Genomic DNA, 20,518 nt, shown 5'->3' on the forward strand with positions numbered 1-20,518 from the left:
TTTTATAAATTTACAATTCCTTACTACCAATAGTGATAAAACGTTCAGGAATATAAAGATGATAGTTATTCTTCTTACAGAAATCTGCTAATTCTATCTGTGGTGGTAAATTAAATTTCTGGTAAATTGACTGAATATGATTAACAACATCTTCTGTGCTCATCGTTAATTCTTCACCGATGCTCTCTTCATCCTGTGATCGCAGGGTTAGAAAAAGCACCTCCCACTCGGTTTGCGTCAATAGATTGTTTGGTGGCGTAAATTCCAGGTTTGATGGCGATGTTCTGTCATAATAGTAAGAAACAGAAAAGTTTTGAGGTTGATACATATGAAAGAAGATCCCAATGCAATCATTATTCTCATCATAAAGGGGAAATTTATCACAAATATAGCTTTGTTTGACGTTATTTTCTCCAAACCGATGTGTTTCCAGTGAAGTGATGCGTTGCATAGTTTGGATGGCTTTTTGATCCTGACGGTGGACTTCTTCTGCATATTCTGCGATAGGCGAGGGCAATTCACCCATGGTAAGCCCGATAATATCGAAATCTTCAGGAAGGTTGAGTAGTTGATAGAAAGCAGGGTTAGCATAAATAAATCTTGACTGATGATCTCTGGCACCCCAAGGTTCATTGCTTTTGTCCCACATCAGGGTTAATTGTGGTGTAATAAGAGTGGATTTGTTTCGTATGTTTGACATAGTAACTCCTAAATTCCTATTTAAATCATTATCTGAATGGTTGCTTTTTCGATTATGTCTTAAGTGGACAGCCATATAATAGAATATAATGCTTTTCTCGTCAAAAAGCGTATGTTTATTAATTGAATTTTTACTATTTAATAATGAAACTTTAAATAGAGAGGAATATAACTATATATACTATTTTAGATGAAGATTATTTAAATGATTTATTGAAAGATCAAGTAGAGGTTGTTGCTGTGCTCGCTGCTGTGCCTGATATCAGCTATTTTTAGCTGAAAAATAGGTATTATTAATGATCAATAATTGCAGATTATAGTTGAAATTATCAGCATCCTCATTGTTGTCAGTTGTTCAATAATTATTTGTCCTAATGCTTAAGAGCTGTTCTGTTAAACGATTTGATTTACTCGTCTTTGTAATAAAGAACAAATCTGAACAGCGGCATGAAAAAAATAGTGGTTTTTGGTCATATTTTTGACGTGGCATTAAGATTGAACTAAATAGATTACGCCTGTTGTGTTAAGTATATGCTCTTGGTTTTTTACCTTGTTTGTGCTCATTACCCTTTTAAAAGGGTAGTTGACAATAGTGACTCCCTTGGGATTAAGTAGTCAATACTTAATGAACGACGCTAACATAAATTTGGTTTTTTTATTGGAATTTAATTTTTTCTTGATGCTATCCGTTACTTCACATGTATATACCCTATGGATTTCAAGTTGCATCGCGACGGCAAGGGAACGAATCCCCGGGGAGCATAGATAACGATGTGACCGGGGTGAGTGAGTGCAGCCAACAAAGAGGCAGCTTGAAAGATGGCGGGTATAACACGCAAGTTTAATGGGAAGTAAAAAGATCGGCAAAGATGAGCTTGATATGACAAAAGGCACGGAGGTACGTTCTTATGATGCCTTTTAGGTCGTGGAAGATATCAACAGTGGATGGAACAGTAGAAACGCAACCATTGTTGTTGAACTTAGGGTTCAATATGGCTACCATCGATCGAAGGTACAGTTATCAATTTGATAGCTTGTCCTTTTTAGATGATTAGAGGGGAATAGGAGGAGGTTATATGCCAGCAAGATTGGTAAATCCTGAAAAGGTTAATGAGGTTTTCGCTCATCTGAATGAAAGCCCAGATAATCATACCCTCTATACTGCGTTGATGAATGGGGTTGATATTACTGATCAGATAAAAGGGTTGTTGCTTTCGCCAGGTTATCGCATGGTTCGTGTTGATGGTCGATTTGGTAATCGTATCAGTCAATCCCACTTCGAGCTGGCGTTGGTTAACGATGTGTCTCAAGAAGTCGTCTACTATAACAGAGTTATTATACAGCCTGATGTAGTATTAAATTGCCGCCCTGTAACACAAATTCTTGTTTGGCGTATTCTGAAACGTGAACATCGAACGGTTTTGCATGAACTGGCTGGTCAGGTGTTCTTCGGTTACTTGCTCGAATCTTATAATGTGATTGTGTCAGATATGAACCAGACTCATGACGGTATTTCTTTTTGGCAGGCCCGTATGTATGACGCGCTGGCGTATAATATGCATGTTTATGCTTATGATATGATTACCTGTGAGTTGCGTAAGATTTTGACCCAGAATGATGTTAGTCGCCAAGAATCTTGGTTATGGGGAGATCCTGAATATCATCAGAATAGATTGGCAATTATTTCGAAAAGTGAATTACCCATCCAATAGACCCACTTTGTGGGTTTTTTCATAATCGATCTGAATGATTCCATTATAATTAACTTGCGATATATCAATCCTCACCCAACGCGCTATCCCTCATTGTAAAGTCTATATACCCGTCATCTTTCAAGTTGCTTCTTTGTTGGCTGCACTCACTCACCCCGGTCACATAGTTCTCTATGCTCCCGGGGATTCGCTCCCTTGCCGCCGCGATGCATCTTGAAATCCATAGGGTATAAATTTCCAGAACAGTGTTTGAAGTCTAATTTTGCTATTAATTTAACTCATTATAGTTAGTAATATTGTATTTATTGGTCGTATTTATTTAGATCAGAGTAATGGGAGTGAACTGTTGTTTTTTACTATAGATATTTTCTTGAAAAGAAATAAGTTAAATTTTCCTGCATTTCTGATTCAACAATGTTAATAATTTAACCTTAGTAATTTTATTTATGAAAATTTTTTAATTATTCTAATAAAAACAATAAGTTAATCTGTGGGTTAATCTTATTTTTCACTATTTCATTTGCATTGTTAATATCAATGTAGGGATATAGGGCAATATATGGGGGGTAAACAGACTTTCTTATGCATTAATATTGATTTTGAGTTTTTGCTCTATATTATTTTATTCTGATTATTCATTTAACCGTATTTTTAGATATATAAGTCCATTATGTCTCTGAGCTTAGGGTTTTTGCTTCACTATATATTTTATAATCTTTTTGAGTAAATTTCTTGTTGAGGAAGAAATATGTCTAAAAAATTCGAACAAATCACTTCTGATATCAGTTATAACAAAGGCGTTTTTTCTCATTATTTCTTTGATTAGAAAGAAAACAATCAATGGAGTAATAACTCAATAGAGTTAGAGTAATCTACCTAATTAGACAGAATTATATAAATAATGCCTGGGTGATGGCTGTCATTATATTTTTTACCGTGGGAAGAACGGTGGGTTTGCTCTGTCCACGGAAAACTAGATTCTCAAAATCGCTGCTGTATCTGCCAGATGCAGTGGTTTTCTATTTAACCTCAGTTTAAATTAAGGGATTGTTTATGGGAAAATCATCAAACCGTAGTACAGAATATTTCTTTACTGGAAAATATTACGATGATGATGATGGCAATAATATTGTTGCTATTGGTGTCGGAGGGGTTATTTATGCCAAAGGAGGAGATGATCGTATTATCCTCGGGTCAATTGGAGCAACAGTTTATGCCGATTCTGGCAACAAGGTAGTCGATGGTAGCGCCGGATATTTAAAAGTAGTGGATAAGGAAGGTAATCTGGCCGTACATGGCGCCGCGGGTTATTCGGGTATTGATAAAAGTGGTAATGGTAATATTTCATTTACTGGTGCGGCAGGGGGTGTTTTTATGGATCATCAGGGTGACCACGGTGATCTCAATTTCTCAGGAGCAGCGGCTTATAATGGCCTGAATCGCAAAGGACAATCCGGTAATGTGACTTTTAACGGTGTTGGTGGTTATAACGAATTATGGCATGAAACGAATCAAGGTAATTTAAATTTTGCCGGCGCTGGTGCCGGTAATAAAATTGACCGTACCTGGTATGATCACTATGAGACAAGCCACGGTGATGTGAAATTTGACGGTGGGGGAGCAGCGAATAGTATCAGTTCGTGGGTTGAAAGTGGCAATATTAATTTCACAGGTGCCGGGGCTGATAACCACATTATACGTAAAGGTAGAGAAGGCAATATTATTTTGCATGGCGCCGGGGCATCAAACCGTATTGAGCGTTTGCGCCAAAGTCAAGATCAATATGGACAGACGCACGGTAATATCGAATTTGAAGGGGCAGGGGGTTATAACCGGATCTATTCTGATGTCGCACATGGTGATATTACTTTTGATGGTGCCGGTGCTTACAATGAAATATCAAGAATCGACGCGGATAGCGGTTCTCGTGATGGCACTCTGGAATATGCTAAAGCTGAAGAGATTGTATTAATAACGGCGACGATAGGAGGAAGTTGCATTCAGCAATCCCAACAAGTAACAGGTATTAAATCAACTATCGAGCCTAACACTTACCTCTTTGCATTTGCCGATGAAATGTACACTAAGATTAGCAAAGTCCAACTCCGAAATGATCCTGAAACCGGTAAGCTCAATTATTACGCCACTTCTTGGTATAAACAGGGAAATCACCTTAAGAATCTTGCTACGGAGAATATCGCTTCAAGCAATGGATTTACTGATATAGGCATCAATGGTGGTTACCGTCTCTCTAATTTAATCTTCGAACATCATCACCCTGTTATTATTCAACATACTGTTGAAGAAGATTTGCAGGAGAACCAGTGGGTGACTTATGCCGGTGGAACCAATGCCCGAGCAGGAGATATCACGTTAATTGACGCCAAGATGCATGGGTATGCAATCCATTCTGGTGGTTTGATATTAGATGTTTCAGCGGTGAAATCGAACTGTCAACCGAACACTTATATTTATGCCAAGTATGTTGAGTCATATACCAAAGTGGTGATGGTTGAATTGGCGAATAATCCTGAAACCGGTGCGCTGCAATATTATGCCAGTGCGTGGTACAAAGCAGGTGATCATACCGGTAATCTGGCTGCTGAAGATTTTTCATTCAAAAATGGTTATCGCTCAATGGGTATGGGCGGATATTCGCTAACTAATCTGCAATACAAAGTGAATTCAGTATGCCGTGTTTCTGAGCACTTAGCACATACCGAAGAGTACAGTCATCAGGAGTTGGTGAAATTATCCGCCGATATGGGTGACAGCGCCGGTGACATTAATTTCAAGGGCATGGGGGGCGGTAATGTCATTACCTCCAGTGTCATACGCGGCAATGTCAATTTTGAAGGCGCGGGTGCTGCTAATGTCATCGTGAAAAAGGGGGAACAGGGCGATCTGACGTTCCGTGGCGCAGGTCTGGCAAACGTATTGGTTCATCAAAGCCAGCGTGGAGAAATGGATGTTTACGCTGGCGGTGCAGCAAACGTATTGGTTCGGATCGGTGATGGGCGATATCTGGCTCATCTTTTGGCGATAGGTAATATCTCGATCCACCAAGGCAATGGCGATAGCCGAGTTATCATGTTTGGGGGTTACAACACTCATGACCAAATAGGTAATGGCAACGCTAATTGGTTAGGTGCCGGCGGTTTTAATGTGATGACCCAAACAGGTAAGGGGAAGGTCTCCTCGGTACTGGTGGGTGGCGCCAATGTGCTGACTAAGCTTGGTGCCGGTGATTTGGTTGCCGGTATGCTTGGTGGCGCGAACATTATCACGCATCTCGGCGATGATAAAATATCAGGCACCACGGCGGTTGCATTAGGTGGTGCCAATATTCTGACGAAAAAGGGCAGAGGTAAAGCTATTGCGCTGATGGGCGGTGGTGCCAATGTGTTTACTCACATTGGCAATGGAAGTACGACGGGGGTGATGTTAGGTGGCGCTAATATCTTGACTAAAATCGAAAATGGTGACACCACGGGTATCATGCTCGGCATAGGTAATGTGCTGACTCATGTCGGTGGCAATCAGACTCTGGGAGTTATGGGAGCCGCGGGCAATGTCTTTACCAAAGTGGGTAATGGAACGGCGATTGCTGCCATGATTGGTGAGGGTAATATCTTTACCTATGTTGGCAGCGGTGATGCATGGGGGTTGATGGGAGGCTTGGGGAATGTTTTTACCAGAGTGGGGGATGGTAAAGCGTTGGCATTGATGATAGCCGCCGGCAATGTGTTTACTCACATTGGTGATGAAATGAGTGTTGCCTTGATGTTGGCTAAAGGCAATATCGCCACCAAAGTGGGTAACGGCATGACGCTGGCAGCAATGATCGGTGAGGCCAATGTGATGACCCATATTGGTAATGGCTCAACCTTTGCCGCGATGATCGGGCAGGGCAATATCCTGACGAAAGCGGGCAATGATTTGGCGCTCGGTTTGATGATTGGTGAGGCCAATATCTATTCGCATGTAGGTAATGGCACCAGTATTGGCTTGTTTGCCGGCGAGCTGAATGTAATGACCAGGGTTGGTGATGGTACAACATTGGCGGCAATGTTTGGTCAAGCCAATATCATGACGCATTCCGGCAATGGCTTAACCGGCGTTTTAGCGCTAGGAGAGGCGAATATTGTCACCAAAGTGGGCGATGATTTTATGGGGGTGGTTGCGGCGGCGGAGGCGAATGTCATCACTCATAAGGGATCATCAACTACTGTTGCCGTGCTATTCGGTAAGGGCAATATTCTAACGAAGGTAGGGGACGGGACAACAGTCGGTTTACTTATTTCCGATGTGGGTAACATCATGACCCATGTTGGTCATGGCGTGACGGTGGGGTTCGCCAAAGGGAAAGCCAATATCATTACCAAAGTGGGGAGTGGTATCGGCGTTAATGCTGTTTGGGGGGATGCTAATATTCTAACGCAGGTTGGTGATGGTGACCGTTATAACTTCGCGAAAGGTAAAGCAAACATTATTACCAAAGTGGGTAATAATCAGCAAGTCACGGTTGTTCAGGGTGATGCCAATATCATCACCCATGTGGGGCAAGGTGATGATTATACCGGCGCTTGGGGCAAAGCTAATGTGATTACCAAGGTCGGTGATGGGCGCAATGTCGTGCTTGCCAAAGCGGATGCCAACATTATGACTCAGGTCGGTAATGGTGACAGCTTTAATACCTTGTGGAGTGAAGGAAATATTGTCACCAAAGTGGGTGACGGTATGCAGGTTACTGCGGCAAAAGGCAAAGCCAATATCACGACCACGGTGGGGAATGGTTTAAGTGTCACCGTGACGCATGGCGATTTTAATGTCAATACCAACGTGGGTGATGGTGTTTCCGTTAACGCAGTGTGGGGTGAATATAACGTTAATACTAAAGTCGGGCAGGGTCTCAATGTTGCGATCATGAAAGGTAAAAGCAATGCCAATATTCATGTTGGTGATGGCCTGGGGATTAACGCCTCTTATGCACGTAATAATGTGGCGATTAAGGTGGGTAATGGTGATTTCCACACGCTTTCTATTGCAGAAAGCAACACGCAAAGTAATAACCTCCCCTTACTGTTTAAAAGTATTAAACAAACTGTGTTAAATGTGGAAGGTAGCCACGCGATTAACTATCTGATTCACGGTAATGAGGCGAATACTTCTGGAACCCATAAAGGCCGAGGGGCGATTAATTTAACCGAAGTTTCTGCCATTGATGGTTTCCAGATGAATGCCATTGATGAAGTTGATTCGGATCTGCGTGATAAATTAAGTGGCACGGTAACTCAGGTGGAGACTCCTGATACTGAGGCTATCCAGAATGCCTTGCATATTGGAGACAAGGTTGATTCGACTCAGAGTGAATCATCATCGCAAGCTGATGCTGTTGTTAGACATGCAGAACAGGGCAGCGCTGCGCAAAATGCGTTAAGTGATAAAGAGAAAGCGGAGGAGAATCGCCGTATTCTGGAACAAGAAAGGGATGACCAACTTAAAACAATTTCAAAATCACAATTCCAATTGGAATCAACGGATCAAAATGCGCTGAAGACCAATGGACAAGTACAGCGTGATGCGATAAGTGGAGAAGAGCGAGCAGTAATGAAGGAACTGTTCTCCATGACTCAACGTCTGGATGCGCTTAATGGCTATGGGAATTACGCTGGTCAATCGGGTGATGAGTGGCGTGACCGGTTTGCTGCGGGATATTTGGACCGTATTCAGGAGAAATTAGATGACACCAAATTTATTTCACAGAAAAAATTAGCGGGTTTACAGCCGCGCCTTATTGATAACCAACAACAAGTAAAAAATGCAATTGGCAAATCAGAAGCAGGTTTAGAGCAAGGTTATCAGAATATAAAGAACGCGGACGATAATATTGAGGATGCGCGTACAAAAGCGAAATCAAGACAGAAAGAAGCAGATTTACAACGTCTGCGGGCAGCAAAAGCGGAAAGTGATGCCTATGCCGTGTATGAAGAAGCGAAACAACGCGGTGAACATGATAGTTCGGTGGCGAAAAATAAAGCCGCTCAGGTACAGGCTGATGCGAAAGGTGCGAAACAGGCTGGTGATGCAAAACCCGATCGTAGCGGAGCGACCGGCAGTGGCTTGTCTGGAAAAGCGTATACACCAATCGACGTAGCGAAACCGAAAAGTCATATCAATCCTGAATCCAAAACGGAAGCTAATGGCTGGAACAGTGAAGATCTAACGCTAACAGCCACAGATTTGGCGGCATTGAGTAGTGCGCAACAGGCGATTAATCGGCTACAGATCAACAGGAGTATTCGCGCAGAAAATGTTGGTGCTTCGATCATTTCCCTGTTTACCGGAACGTCATCCGATAGGGTTGTGGAACCTATCTCGAATCAACCTGGAAAGTTAACCAAAAAAGCACCTGTAATTTCGGGTATCAATTTGCAAGGATTGGGGCAAACGGCGGGTGGAGATAGCCTTAAATCTCATTCTTCCATCCTGAGAGAGTTTGAGCCTTTCTTGCTGAGTCAGGGTGACAAACGGTTTATTGATTCGACGAAAAGATATCTTGGTCAGATAAATACCGATCGGCCCAGTAAGGCGCTGGTGGCCGTACGTCAGGCTTTCAACAATGCGGTTGAACGACCTGATGAGCAGCATGTGTTGCAGCTTGAACAAGCGCTTGCTCATTGGCAACAGCATAATCTTAATGAATTTGCCAAGCGCGGTCGGTTAGTCAAAAGTTTGCGTTTTGAGATGGGGGAACGGGTTGCCTACCTTCAAGCAAAAAGAGCTGAATCAGCCGGGATTTTAGGGGTTAGCCTATCGCCTGACCATGTTGCACAGTTTGACCAACAGGTATCCTTTGACGGGTTCGGGCGTGTGGTGGGCTTGAAAGGCAACATCGCGCAAAGTGAAATTAATCGTCTTACTAATTTGCAAATCAAGCCATTGACCCAGACTAACTCTGCGGCGGAACGGGAAGCGCCTAAAACTGAAAGTGAAAGTCTCATTGTTTTCGTTAGCCGATTGCAACAAGAAGCGATTCCCGAAGGTATGCCGTTAGTTGAACGAGCCAAAAACCTTTGGCTTAGCGGACAGGTAACACGATGGGAAACCATTAAGCTATTTGAGGATGCGGTTACCCAATTGCAGACACATCCTGAATTACACATGTTAGCTCAACAGCTACTGGCTGATGCCCGTAAAGAAAAGAGGACTGGACAATATATTGATAACCTGTTTGGCCGCCATTTTGATTCTGAATTGGCCCATGAATTGGTGAAAACAGCGCCACAGGATGCTATGACCACTTCCAGGCAGACAGGACAATTTTTGGTAGAGAAATTTGAACAGTGGATAGGGGGTTTTTATCCTGATGTCGCTGAGCGTGAAAAGATTATTGCTAAAAAGATGGCTGGTTTTGCCGGGGTCATTAACAAGGACTTTCGTCCCTGGTTTAGTCGGGTGCCTGAATTGACAGCGTTCCTGGACAAACCGACTTTTGCCAACTTCAAAATCATGATGACTCAGGTTAATGATGGTTTTGCTGTGATTAAGGTACCATTTCTGGCAGTAAAAATGGCCATTACCCCAGGAATGGGGATGGAGCGTGCGGAGTGGAAGGTTAAAGGGGATCGTTTCTATGAGGAGGTTATCACCAAAGCCCGTTCGACCAGTAGTCAACTGACTAGCGGGGCTGATGTCACGTATGAAGTTGAAGTAACCGAAAAGCAGACCAACGATTATGGTACGGCGTTGCCCTACCAGCCGGCCAATAACAAGCATGATGACTTTTTATATGGCAGAAAGGTTGCTGCGGGTCGAATTTTGGTCCCCGGATGGGAAACGAGATTTGAGCATAATGCGTTAGCGCAAGGCCACTCTGTGGTAACGGGGGCTTCTGGCTCGACCAATATCATGGTTCACCTCAATAATTATATTGCTAGTGAACAGATTGCCAATGAACAGCCTACTTTCTCGGCCAGACAGAGCTATCTCAACACGCTGGCGTTTCTGGTATTTGATGGTGGTCATTCTGTCAACGAAAGTCTGGCGGTTTATCGGGCACTACAGGTAACCGGTGATGAACAACGTAAGCAGTTACTAAATAGCTACACTGCCAATTATAGGGAGCTGGTGGATATTGCCAGTGAAGAAGGCAAAGTGTGGGTAAGCCAGGCGCTGGATAACGCTTTCCAGGAAACTGGGGAATTCTATCAGAAACATGCTTGGGTGAAGCCACAAAGTCGCCCTGCGGTGGAGGAGTTAGATGGGTTATCAGGTAAAAATAGGGTGGTAGTGCCTACTGTTATCGATGATGCTCATCAGGATAAAAAAATTAATAGACCATTCAATGACTGGCGAATGGAGAAGGTGACGCCACAGACTGATGGCCGTGAAACTCGCTTTGATGGTCAGATCATTATCCAAATGGAGGATGATCCGATCGTCGCTAAAGCCGCGGCCAATTTGGCGGGTAAACACCCGGATTTCAGCGTAGTGGTTCAACTTGACTCTAGTGGCGAATATCGTGTGGTTTATGGCGACCTTACCAGATTATCCGGTAAGTTACGTTGGCAGATTGTCGGTCATGGCCGTGAGACGTCGGAACAAAATAACATTCGTCTGAGTGGTTACACCGCTGATCAATTGGCGACCAGATTAACGCGGTTTTATCAGGACGTTAATCAGGGTAAAAGCATAACTCACAAACCTGATCACATCAGTATTGTGGGCTGTTCTTTGATGAGTGATGACAAACGGGATGGCTTTGCTCGTCGTTTTATTACTGTGTTAGATAAGCAAGGCATTCGCAGTGATGTTTCCGCTCGCAGTAGTGAAGTGGCTGTTGATGCCAGTGGACGCAAATTTACCCGTGATCAAAATAACCAATGGGTTAACAATTTGCCTGATAATAAAATCGTATTGAGTTGGAATAACCAAAATGAGTTGATCACGCATACCGAGCTAGTTCGCCGTGGTATTGCCGAAAGTGATATTAACTTCTCCAGGGTAGGACATACCGAAGCTGATACCGTTATTAAAGGAGCGATCGCGGGTAACGTTGAACAATTTGTTAAACCAAACAAACGTAAAAATACGATTCAAATTGATTCCAATGAGAAAGCGAATAATCAGCTCAGTTACTCCGGTAATATCCAGGTGAATGTGGGAGATGGGGAGTTTACCGCACTCAATTGGGGAACCTCGAACGTTGGTATCAAAGTGGGTACCGGTGGTTTTAAATCACTGGCCTTCGGTGATAACAATGTGATGGTGCACATCGGTAATGGCGACAGTAAACAGAGCTTCGATATTGCAGGTTATCAAGCGCTTGAAGGGGCGCAAATGTTTATCGGTAATCGTAATGTCAGCTTCAACCAAGGCCGCGGTAATGACCTGATTGTGATGATGGATAAATCCATCCCAACGCCGCCGTTGGTTAATCCGTTTGATGGTGTGGCGCGTATTACCGATGTACTGCAAGGTGTCGCGGGTTCCAGTGAGGATCAGGATTGGTTAGCGGCACAAGATCAGCAATGGACAATCGCCGGTGCGAAGAAGTTCGTACGGGATCTCTCTGGCTTAGACCAAACCAGCAATGTGGACTACAACACATTGACTGATCTGGATTCGCAACATGAACGTAGCAGCCGTGGTTTGAAATATGATGCCGAATTAACGCTGAACAAGAAGTTTAATCAGTGGCTAGGGGAACATGGTGAGGGGGCTGATATGGGCAAAATAAGTCGCATGAATAAGTTTCGTCAGGCCAATTGGAAACTGGCCTTCAACTTTGCTGTAGGCGGGCGTGGCGCTGATATTCAGGTGACAACCGGTAACTGGAACCTGATGTTCGGTGACCATATTCAGTCGATTTTGGATACCAATCTGGGTTCATTGTTTGGTCTGATGACGCAACAATATTCAGCTACGGGCATGGCGAAGACCACCTTTACCTATAATCCACGGGACTTGCCGCGTCAGCTCAAGAATAAACTGATTGGCCGATTAGCGAGTATAAATGCAGATACCACCTTAGCGGATATTTTTGGCGTGAACTACACCGCAGAGGGGAAAATTATTTCCTGTACAGGCGAATCGGTTGATGGTGAGGCAATTCTGCAAGAGATGTTGGAAGTGATTGGGGAATTTAGTGGTGATCAACTGCAAGCGTTCACCAATCCAGAAACGTTACTTGATAGCCTGGAGGCGGGTATTGATATGGGCGAGGATGGCGTCAGGTCATTTGCGGAGAGTCATGGTTTGAAAGAGAAAGCGCCCGATGAGCGTCAGGAGTCAGGATTTTCGGTGAATATCAATGGAGAAAATGCTCAGACCAATAATAAATCAAAGCCTGCATTTGGTTTTAATGCGCTGAACTTACCTAATCTGTTTGCGACGATGTTTAGCGAAAAGAAGCAACGAGAGATGAAATCGTTAGTGGCTAACCTGAAAGAAAACCTGACGACCGATCTGCTTAATATGGAAGAAAAAACGTTTGATTTCCTGCGTAGCAGCGGTCATCTGCAAGGGGATGGCGATATCCACGTATCGTTGGGGAACTATAACTTCAACTGGGGCGGTGACGGTAAAGATCTTGGTGCCTATCTGGGCGATAACAATAACTTCTGGGGTGGTCGTGGTAGTGATGTCTATTACTCGTTAGGTACCTCCAATATTTTTTCAGGTGGTGAAGGTAATGACTTAGGCGTCCTGATGGGGCGTGAAAACTGGATGTTTGGCGGTAAGGGGGATGATACCGCAGTGGTGGCCGGGCGTATTAACCATGTCTTTATGGGGGAAGGCAATGACCAGACATTTGTCTTTGGTGAAGGCGGTTTTATTGATGCGGGTAACGGGCAGGATTACGTTGTCACCTCCGGCAACTATAACCGGGTGGATACTGGGGAAGGTCAGGATTATACGGTGATCATCGGCAATAATAATCAGGCCGAACTGGGAGGAGGCGACGACTTTGCCAGAGTATTTGGTAATGACAACCGTATTGATGGTTATTCCGGCAATGATGCGATTAAGCTGATGGGCTACCATGCGGTAATCAACGGTGGAGAAGGTGATGATCATCTGATAGCCGCGGCGATTTCGAAGTTCAGCCAGTTTGATGGCGGTGAAGGTCAGGATCTGCTGGTGTTAGGCGGGTATCAGAACCATTTCCGGGGCGGTGCGGGTGTGGATAGCTTTGTGGTCAGCGAAGAAGTGATTGGTAACCGAGTGAGCGATATTAACGCAGAAGATATGATCTTGTTTAACGGTGTTGACTGGCAAAATTTGTGGTTCCAGCGTAGCGGGTATGATCTGGTGCTGTCAGTGAATCGCCATACTCAGGACAACACGGCTCAAGGGAGATTTGAATCGGTGGGTTCTATCATCTTTAATGATTACTTTAATGGCAATCGCGCTAAATTGGTGACTCGGATGAGTGATAAGAACGCGTCAGGGGATCGCGAATTTACGGCACTGTCAGATAATGCCGTGGATTCCTTGATCCAGGCGATGAGCAGTTTTGCTCCGGCAGTGGGTGATAAGGGTTTTATTGAGAGTCTGGACAGTCAGGCGAAAACGGCTATCGCAACGGCGTGGACCGATGTCACGATTGGTAAGGGGAAATTTGCTTAATTAACGGCAGATTTGCTTAAGGGCGGCAATTTCAGAATCATGTAAATTCAGGCTCGGCTTTTTCGGTAAATTGTTGGCAAAAATCATCGATGTTGCAGTAAAGTTCTTCTAGATTATACATGCCTGAGGATTTCTACGATTCTGTTTTCTTGAGCAGAAACTTTGATCAAGCCTCAGGCACTTACTGCCTATCCTAATAGGACTATTTTATTTGCCCTTCTTTGCCATAAAGAGCGAACTTGGGCAGTGCTCAGACAAAAGCATTAGCTTTTGACCGCACTTTACAATTACGCCTATTGGGATAGGCTCTTAGTTCCCTTCTTAAACAAACCTCAGGTCAACTTAATTAACTGTTTTAAAATTAATTTGGCTATAGAACCATTCCATAATCTCGGCGATGAGGTTTTTAACTTCATTCGAAGTTGATGAAGTTATAGTGATTTCAGCTATAACTTGGCGCTCGTCAGAAAAATAATCTCCATCCCTAGCAAAAGTTTTATAGCTTGTAACTTGAGGGAAAGGGCAAGATTCAGGAATATTATAAATATAAGAGTTGGTTAATTTATTTGGTATAATTATCCATCCGCAAATTGAGCTTGGCCTAATATTGATAGAGTCAAGCTGTTCATTTGACACATTACCAATGTAAGCATTAAATGCAATCTCTTGTGGGTTGATGCCAAATATATTTTCTATCGCAGTCATTACTGGCCCACCGCCTGCACGAGCAGCGATTTCGCATAATTTAAAACTTCCGTCAGAACATAGGAAAACTTCTGCATGAAAAGCAAAATTCACAGGTGAAGGAAGTGCCCCAATACATTTTCTTACATATTTTATTATTCTATCAAACAGTTTATCCTCAGGTAATAACAAACAACTTGAAATATAGTTTCCATCCTGAAAGTCCATGCAATTTGACACATATAATGAAGGCCAAATAAATCTTATCTGATTATTTAAGACAACTCCATCAACATGATACATTGGGCTATCAACAAATTCCTCGACCATCATATTAATTATCTCTTCGGAATTTTTCTTTAATCCAATATATAAAGAATTATGGAGATCATTGTCATTTTTCAGTATTGAAATGCCTCGTGCACGTTTAGAAGTTCGTGGTTTGAGTATGACGGGATAATCATGCTCCTCAATGAATTTGATAACATCTAGAGCATTTTTTATCAATGAAAACTTAGGGATGGAAACATTATTTCTTTCCAAAATCTTTTTCATCACACCTTTGTCTCTATATGCTTCTATTGCCTCGACACTTGCACCTGGCAGACCCCATTTATCTCTTATGTAAGCAGCGGGTAATAAGTCAAACTCTCTGACCCCTATAACGTAATCAAAGACCGTTTCTTTTCTCAACTTTTCTGCATGATAAAAAATAAGGTCATCATTATCTGGATGTAAACTTTCAATACCAACAACTTTCTTAAACGATGAAATCACTTCATTGCTCATTAGCCTTAATGATTCGATAGAGGTAATTAAATAGCAATTGTGATCTTTATACCATTCACTTACAGGGTTAGAATTAGAGGATTCAAAATCAATAATAAGCAAATTCATCTTATACACACCTTAGCAGTCAGCGGATTTAGGAAACTTAGCAGGAACCCAACTTTCTTTTAACCAAATAATCAGCATGAATATTGATTCAATTAAACGATACACGAGAAACGAAAACCATAGTATTTCAATGCCATGATTTTTGAAAAGACAAAGATAAATAGCTAACGGTATGAAAAAAAACCACTGCAATGGCACAGTAACCATTGTCAACTGCCGGTTGAAACCTGCTCCAAACATAGAGAATTTTAATATTTGAGCAAAAACCTCAGAAAAAACAAACAATACCGTTATTTTAAACAATCCTATATAATTATTTACTATAAAATTATCTTTTATGAATAAACCCATAATGTAATGTGGATTTATCAAAATGAAGAGTTGAATAGTGAATATTCCAAAGCCTAACTTTACCGCAATATTACCCCACGATTTAGCATCCTTATATTTATTTGCTCCAAGAGATCGACTCACATAAACCGCAGAAGCCATTCCCATTCCGATTAACGGTGTGATGCTTAGCAGCATAAGATTATTGAGAACTGTTATCACTGCCAAAGCGGAAGAATTCATTTGGCTAGCAATAATGAACATGACTGCAAACCCACCCGAAAAGAAGAGTTGCTGTATACCTGCATAGAAAGAAAGTTTTGATATCTCACCGATCTGTTCAAAAATTTTAGTAACTTTAAAAAAACGATATTTAGAATCTATAAAATATCCACTGAAATAAAACAAGCAGGCACCTATATAAAAAGCACAACATGTTCCCAATCCAGCACCTCTGATTCCATACCCTAAGGAAACGAGTGTAAAACCTATTAAGAAATTAAAAAAATAAGTAGAGAAGATTATTAATACACTCATTTTATTCTCACCGATCCCGCCATAGTAACCTCGAAAAGCCCTGACAATCCCTATAGCTGGAGCACCTAACACTAGAGCTTGAAGGTAAGTTATACAGTTAGAAGCTAAAACTTCATCATGAATAAACAGTGTTATGAATTTTGGGATAAAAAAACCTAAACCTATGATTGATATACCTAAAACTATAGCAACAAATATTGCACTATGAAGCGCATTAATACCTTGATTTATTTTTCCAGCACCAATGCTCTTACCAACTACAGTTTGAACGCTTATGGTTATACCAGTTACACAACTGGTCATTATCGAGAAAATAAATCCGCAAAGACCAACAGCGGCGATGGCATTCATGCCGATCTTACCTACAATGAACATATCAATAATGCTATTTAAGCTTTGTGAAAGCATAAGCAAAATAAAAGGGAAGGCAGTAATTAAAACTTGCTGATATGATTTGAAGTTAATTCTGCTATTCATTCACATCACCAGATTGGTTTTCTTCACAAGAAGTAATATCTAATAAAAATAAAAGGCAATCGACATCTTTTTTATTGCTTACTGACGCTCGTATCCAACCTGGGAGTCCAAAAAGACCACAATCACGAACCATAACTCCAAATTTTTCTGCCTTTATAAGAAAATCAGTATTTCCCATAGGGGGTTTAAAACATACAAAGTTAGTAGAGGATGGTATATATGTCACCTCAGACTTACTAAATGATAATTCAATAGTGGATATTAACTTTTTCACTGTTCTTACATTGATGGATAAAATATCACTGGCAAGAACTTCAGAAGCCATCCTTTGAGCGAAACGGTTTATTCTAAATGGCAAGGCGAGAGCAGTTAAGGAGACAGCATGAATTAAATCTTTAGGGCCTACCGCAAAACCCACCCGTAATCCAGCAAGGCCATATGCTTTGGAAAAAGTCCGCAACACAATAGCCCTTCCACCATTCGCTATATATTTTAGAATAGAGTTCTTATTTTCATCAGAAAATTGAATATAAGCCTCATCAATGATGGGGATAACTCTTTTATCATTCATTATCTCAATGAAATTGATAACTTCATCTACGCTTACTATACTTCCAGTCGGATTGTGAGGGTTGCATAAATAAGCAAGAATAACATCGCTAGCAATATTTTTCTGATAATTAGCAATACTACACCTCATATCATTTAAAGGAACGTATATAACATTTCCCCCGACAATTTTTGCTGATGTCTCATAACCGGGAAATGTGGCCTCACTGGTCAATATAGTCTTTTTGTTTTTTAAAAAAGTTAAACTTAAGAGAAGAATTATTTCATCTATACCATTTCCTAAAACCACCATATCAGGTGAAACTCTACAGTGATAGGATATTTTGTTTTTTAGATCTGTATTTCCTGGATCTGGATAGATACTAATCTTTTTAAATTCATTTAAAAAAACATGATTAAGATTAAGTAAGTTATTGCTATCACTTTCGTTCAAATGTAGTCGATGAGATATATGGGTATCACTGGTGTTGAAATCCATATTTTTATTCATTTCAAACCTCCTTGGAACCATATAATATGCCAAAGCAGTAACATCCCTTACTAGCCTTTCTTGTAATGAATTGATGCTCTATTCCAGCTGGTACATGAATAACACTAGGAGAGGAGTATGTCTTTGTTTCTCCATTTATTGTTACATCAATGACAGCTTCGTTTGGCTCAGGAGAAATTAGGAAATATATTTCATCAACTTCATGTTTGTGTAATGCGGCGACAGGTTTATTCACTAACTCTGATATATCGCCGCCTGCAAGCTCGAAAGGTACACCCCCGAACATTTCTTTAGTTATAAAGAAGGGAACCTTGTTCTCATGACCTACGACAGATTTCATTACCGGTAGATTTTGTGCGCAATTATAAAAATCCATATAAGCCTCACTTCAGAGTGAAAAGGTAAGTGTTAGGAACATTCAAATATTGAATTTTTTCAATTTCAAAACCAGCTTTGGAGAAGAAATCTATGTACTCTTCTTTCTTGTAAATCCTTATATTCATAAAGTGATGCACGAATTCAAAACCATAAGTAAATATGGGAGTTTCTTTGGTGATTGTATTTTCATCTGACATAAAGGTATCTGCCAGGAGAAATCTTTTTGCTTTTGGGAAAGTCTTTTGTAATGTTCGAAGAACGTCCACAGGATCTTTGATGCTAAACAAATCATGCAGCATCATGAAGGAAATTACTGTATCAACAGTTTCGAATGTGGCTATTAATGAAGCATCATCGGTAGCTTCCATTACGTTCTGATTAACCACACAAATTCTGTCATCCATAGAATTATTTCTTATATTAATTTCAGCAGCTTCAATAGCTTTATGGCTTATATCAATACCTAAGCCCGTTACTTTGTTAAAAATCTTACAAATGTCGATTAAAGCTCCAGCTGCACCACAACCTAAATCTACTATTTTACTTATATTTAGTCTTTTTAATTCCTTAATTATTGTATTCCACATGTATTCACGATTTGCTTGCCGAGATCCTAACGCTACGTTAGCTCCATCAATCAGACTATATAATGAATTATTTTTCTCATCTTTGAGGTCTGTAAAGTTTCGCATGAAATTCCCATAGCCACCTATAGACCAAGTGAAAAATCCAACATTTTTCCTCATATCCATGCCTAATGGAGTCAGGCTAATTTTCCCTTCATCAGAATCAACAAAAAAACCAAATTTTGTTGAGAATGAAATAAGGGATTCAATTATTTTTATTTTTCGGTTGTCAAAATTTTTTTCTTTCAGAATAGACTTATCGAATGAAGAGTTGCTTCCGAATAATTCAAATATACCTTCTTTCTCAAGGTGGTAACATAGGTTGGAGCCAATATAACCATTAAATAAATTTGATGCCAACATGGTGATTTTCCTTATTCATTGCATATAATGTCAATTGAAAAAGCTAAAGCATTACACAACAACATGGTATGCCAATAACTAATCATATTGTTCTACAGATCTATATTGCAACAATTTGGAATGGGATAAATAAGAAAGAAATAAAAGCAGCGGATATTGCCTTTTATTTATTAAAAGATCATGATTCCTCTCACTATTTGCCCAATTCCATCTTGAATATTCATACATTATACGTATAGAAATGTAAAGTTTTTTATTGGTTAAATCATGTTGTGACATATAATTTATTGATAATATTAAGTATTTTTGTGGTTATTATCATTGAGGTTGGCGGTTTTTCTTAACGAATTGGCAAACAGGGTTGATGATTTGTCCTTGATTTAGGGTTTTGTTATTAAATAGAGTTAATTATAAAGGGCGGATTCGACTAATAACTGCCAAATTTCTCTCAGGATTTCCACTTTTTTCAGCCCCAAAAAATCAGTTTTGCCAACGTGATCGTAGAAATAGCCATGTGGTCTGTATTCTTATTGAATTTAGGCGGAATGGATTGAGGGCGCTTTTTTATCGCGAAAATCACGATATTAGTATCGAGCAGATACTTAATCATCGAAAGATTCTCTTTCACTTGTTACTTGATCAGGACGTTCAGGTAAAAATCGTCAGTTACAGATTGATCAGACAGGAAAAAACTATCCTATGTATTTTGTATGGGCGCAATAATTCGTTCCTTGCCTCTTGACCTAACAGTAACTTCTTTTACATTATCAGGGATAACGGAGATCTGCGGGTAACCTCACATTCTGAGTTCGGTTGCTCATAAAAACTTTACTTTGATATATCATGGCACATCTCTTTAATTATTGCTATATATCACGAATATATAGCATAAAATCAAATATAGACAAGGTCTATGGTGACTGATTGCTGATGGTTAACATGTTGTAAAGGCCAAACAGATCGTTTGGGATCTTTTTATAACTCCTCATATCGCTTAAACCGGATTGAGCTCCTTCAAAGTGTTCGACTATTTTGCAAAGTTATTCAGGACAAATTAACCCTAATATTAATAGCGGTACTCTTTACTACAAAGTTATTAATTTTCTTATTTAATGTTACAG

9 protein-coding genes and 1 pseudogene are annotated in these 20,518 nt (G+C 40.8%); 3 read left to right on the top strand and 7 right to left on the bottom strand.

The features are described 5' to 3' along the window. Positions 1-10: 10 nt before the first annotated feature. The gene (locus CKY02_RS06665; protein WP_112876320.1) at positions 11-700 is read right to left on the bottom strand and encodes a PAS domain-containing protein; all 690 of its coding nucleotides are present in this window, start codon (positions 698-700) and stop codon (positions 11-13) included. A gap of 697 nt (positions 701-1,397) precedes the next feature. Between CKY02_RS06665 and CKY02_RS25170 the strand changes: the two genes are divergently transcribed. The 3 genes from CKY02_RS25170 to rtxA all read left to right on the top strand — a co-directional run bounded on the left by CKY02_RS25170 (position 1,398) and on the right by rtxA (position 14,045). Continuing rightward, on the top strand, positions 1,398-1,544 hold the full coding sequence (locus tag CKY02_RS25170) for a hypothetical protein (protein WP_193493079.1): 147 nt from the start codon (positions 1,398-1,400) through the stop codon (positions 1,542-1,544). Between the two features lie 231 nt (positions 1,545-1,775). Continuing rightward, positions 1,776-2,411 (top strand): hypothetical protein, encoded by a 636-nt coding sequence (locus tag CKY02_RS06670; protein ID WP_112894683.1) that lies wholly within the window; start codon positions 1,776-1,778, stop codon positions 2,409-2,411. Between the two features lie 1,053 nt (positions 2,412-3,464). Beyond that, on the top strand, positions 3,465-14,045 hold the full coding sequence (gene rtxA, locus CKY02_RS06675; protein ID WP_112894684.1) for an MARTX multifunctional-autoprocessing repeats-in-toxin holotoxin RtxA: 10,581 nt from the start codon (positions 3,465-3,467) through the stop codon (positions 14,043-14,045). A gap of 342 nt (positions 14,046-14,387) precedes the next feature. On the opposite strand, the gene CKY02_RS06680 is transcribed toward rtxA, so the two are convergent. From CKY02_RS06680 to vapB, 6 genes and pseudogenes are all read right to left on the bottom strand, one after another. Beyond that, complete coding sequence (locus tag CKY02_RS06680; RefSeq protein WP_112894685.1) at positions 14,388-15,626, bottom strand: ATP-grasp domain-containing protein; 1,239 nt, start codon at positions 15,624-15,626, stop codon at positions 14,388-14,390. 12 nt (positions 15,627-15,638) lie between these two features. Then, a complete protein-coding gene (locus CKY02_RS06685) occupies positions 15,639-16,970 on the bottom strand; it encodes an MATE family efflux transporter (protein ID WP_112894686.1) in 1,332 nt (443 codons plus the stop codon). Continuing rightward, complete coding sequence (locus CKY02_RS06690; RefSeq protein ID WP_167405275.1) at positions 16,963-18,030, bottom strand: pyridoxal phosphate-dependent aminotransferase; 1,068 nt, start codon at positions 18,028-18,030, stop codon at positions 16,963-16,965. The genes CKY02_RS06685 and CKY02_RS06690 overlap by 8 nt, the downstream gene beginning before the upstream one ends. Before the next feature lies 1 nt (position 18,031). After that, on the bottom strand, positions 18,032-18,406 hold the full coding sequence (locus CKY02_RS06695) for a cupin domain-containing protein (protein ID WP_112894688.1): 375 nt from the start codon (positions 18,404-18,406) through the stop codon (positions 18,032-18,034). A 7-nt stretch (positions 18,407-18,413) separates the two neighbouring features. Beyond that, a complete protein-coding gene (locus CKY02_RS06700; RefSeq protein ID WP_112894689.1) occupies positions 18,414-19,397 on the bottom strand; it encodes a class I SAM-dependent methyltransferase in 984 nt (327 codons plus the stop codon). 602 nt (positions 19,398-19,999) lie between these two features. Next, positions 20,000-20,242, bottom strand: a pseudogene (vapB, locus tag CKY02_RS25605) (type II toxin-antitoxin system VapB family antitoxin). Positions 20,243-20,518: the final 276 nt, after the last annotated feature.

The organism is Photorhabdus bodei, assembly GCF_003287735.1.
Lineage (GTDB): Bacteria > Pseudomonadota > Gammaproteobacteria > Enterobacterales > Enterobacteriaceae > Photorhabdus > Photorhabdus kayaii.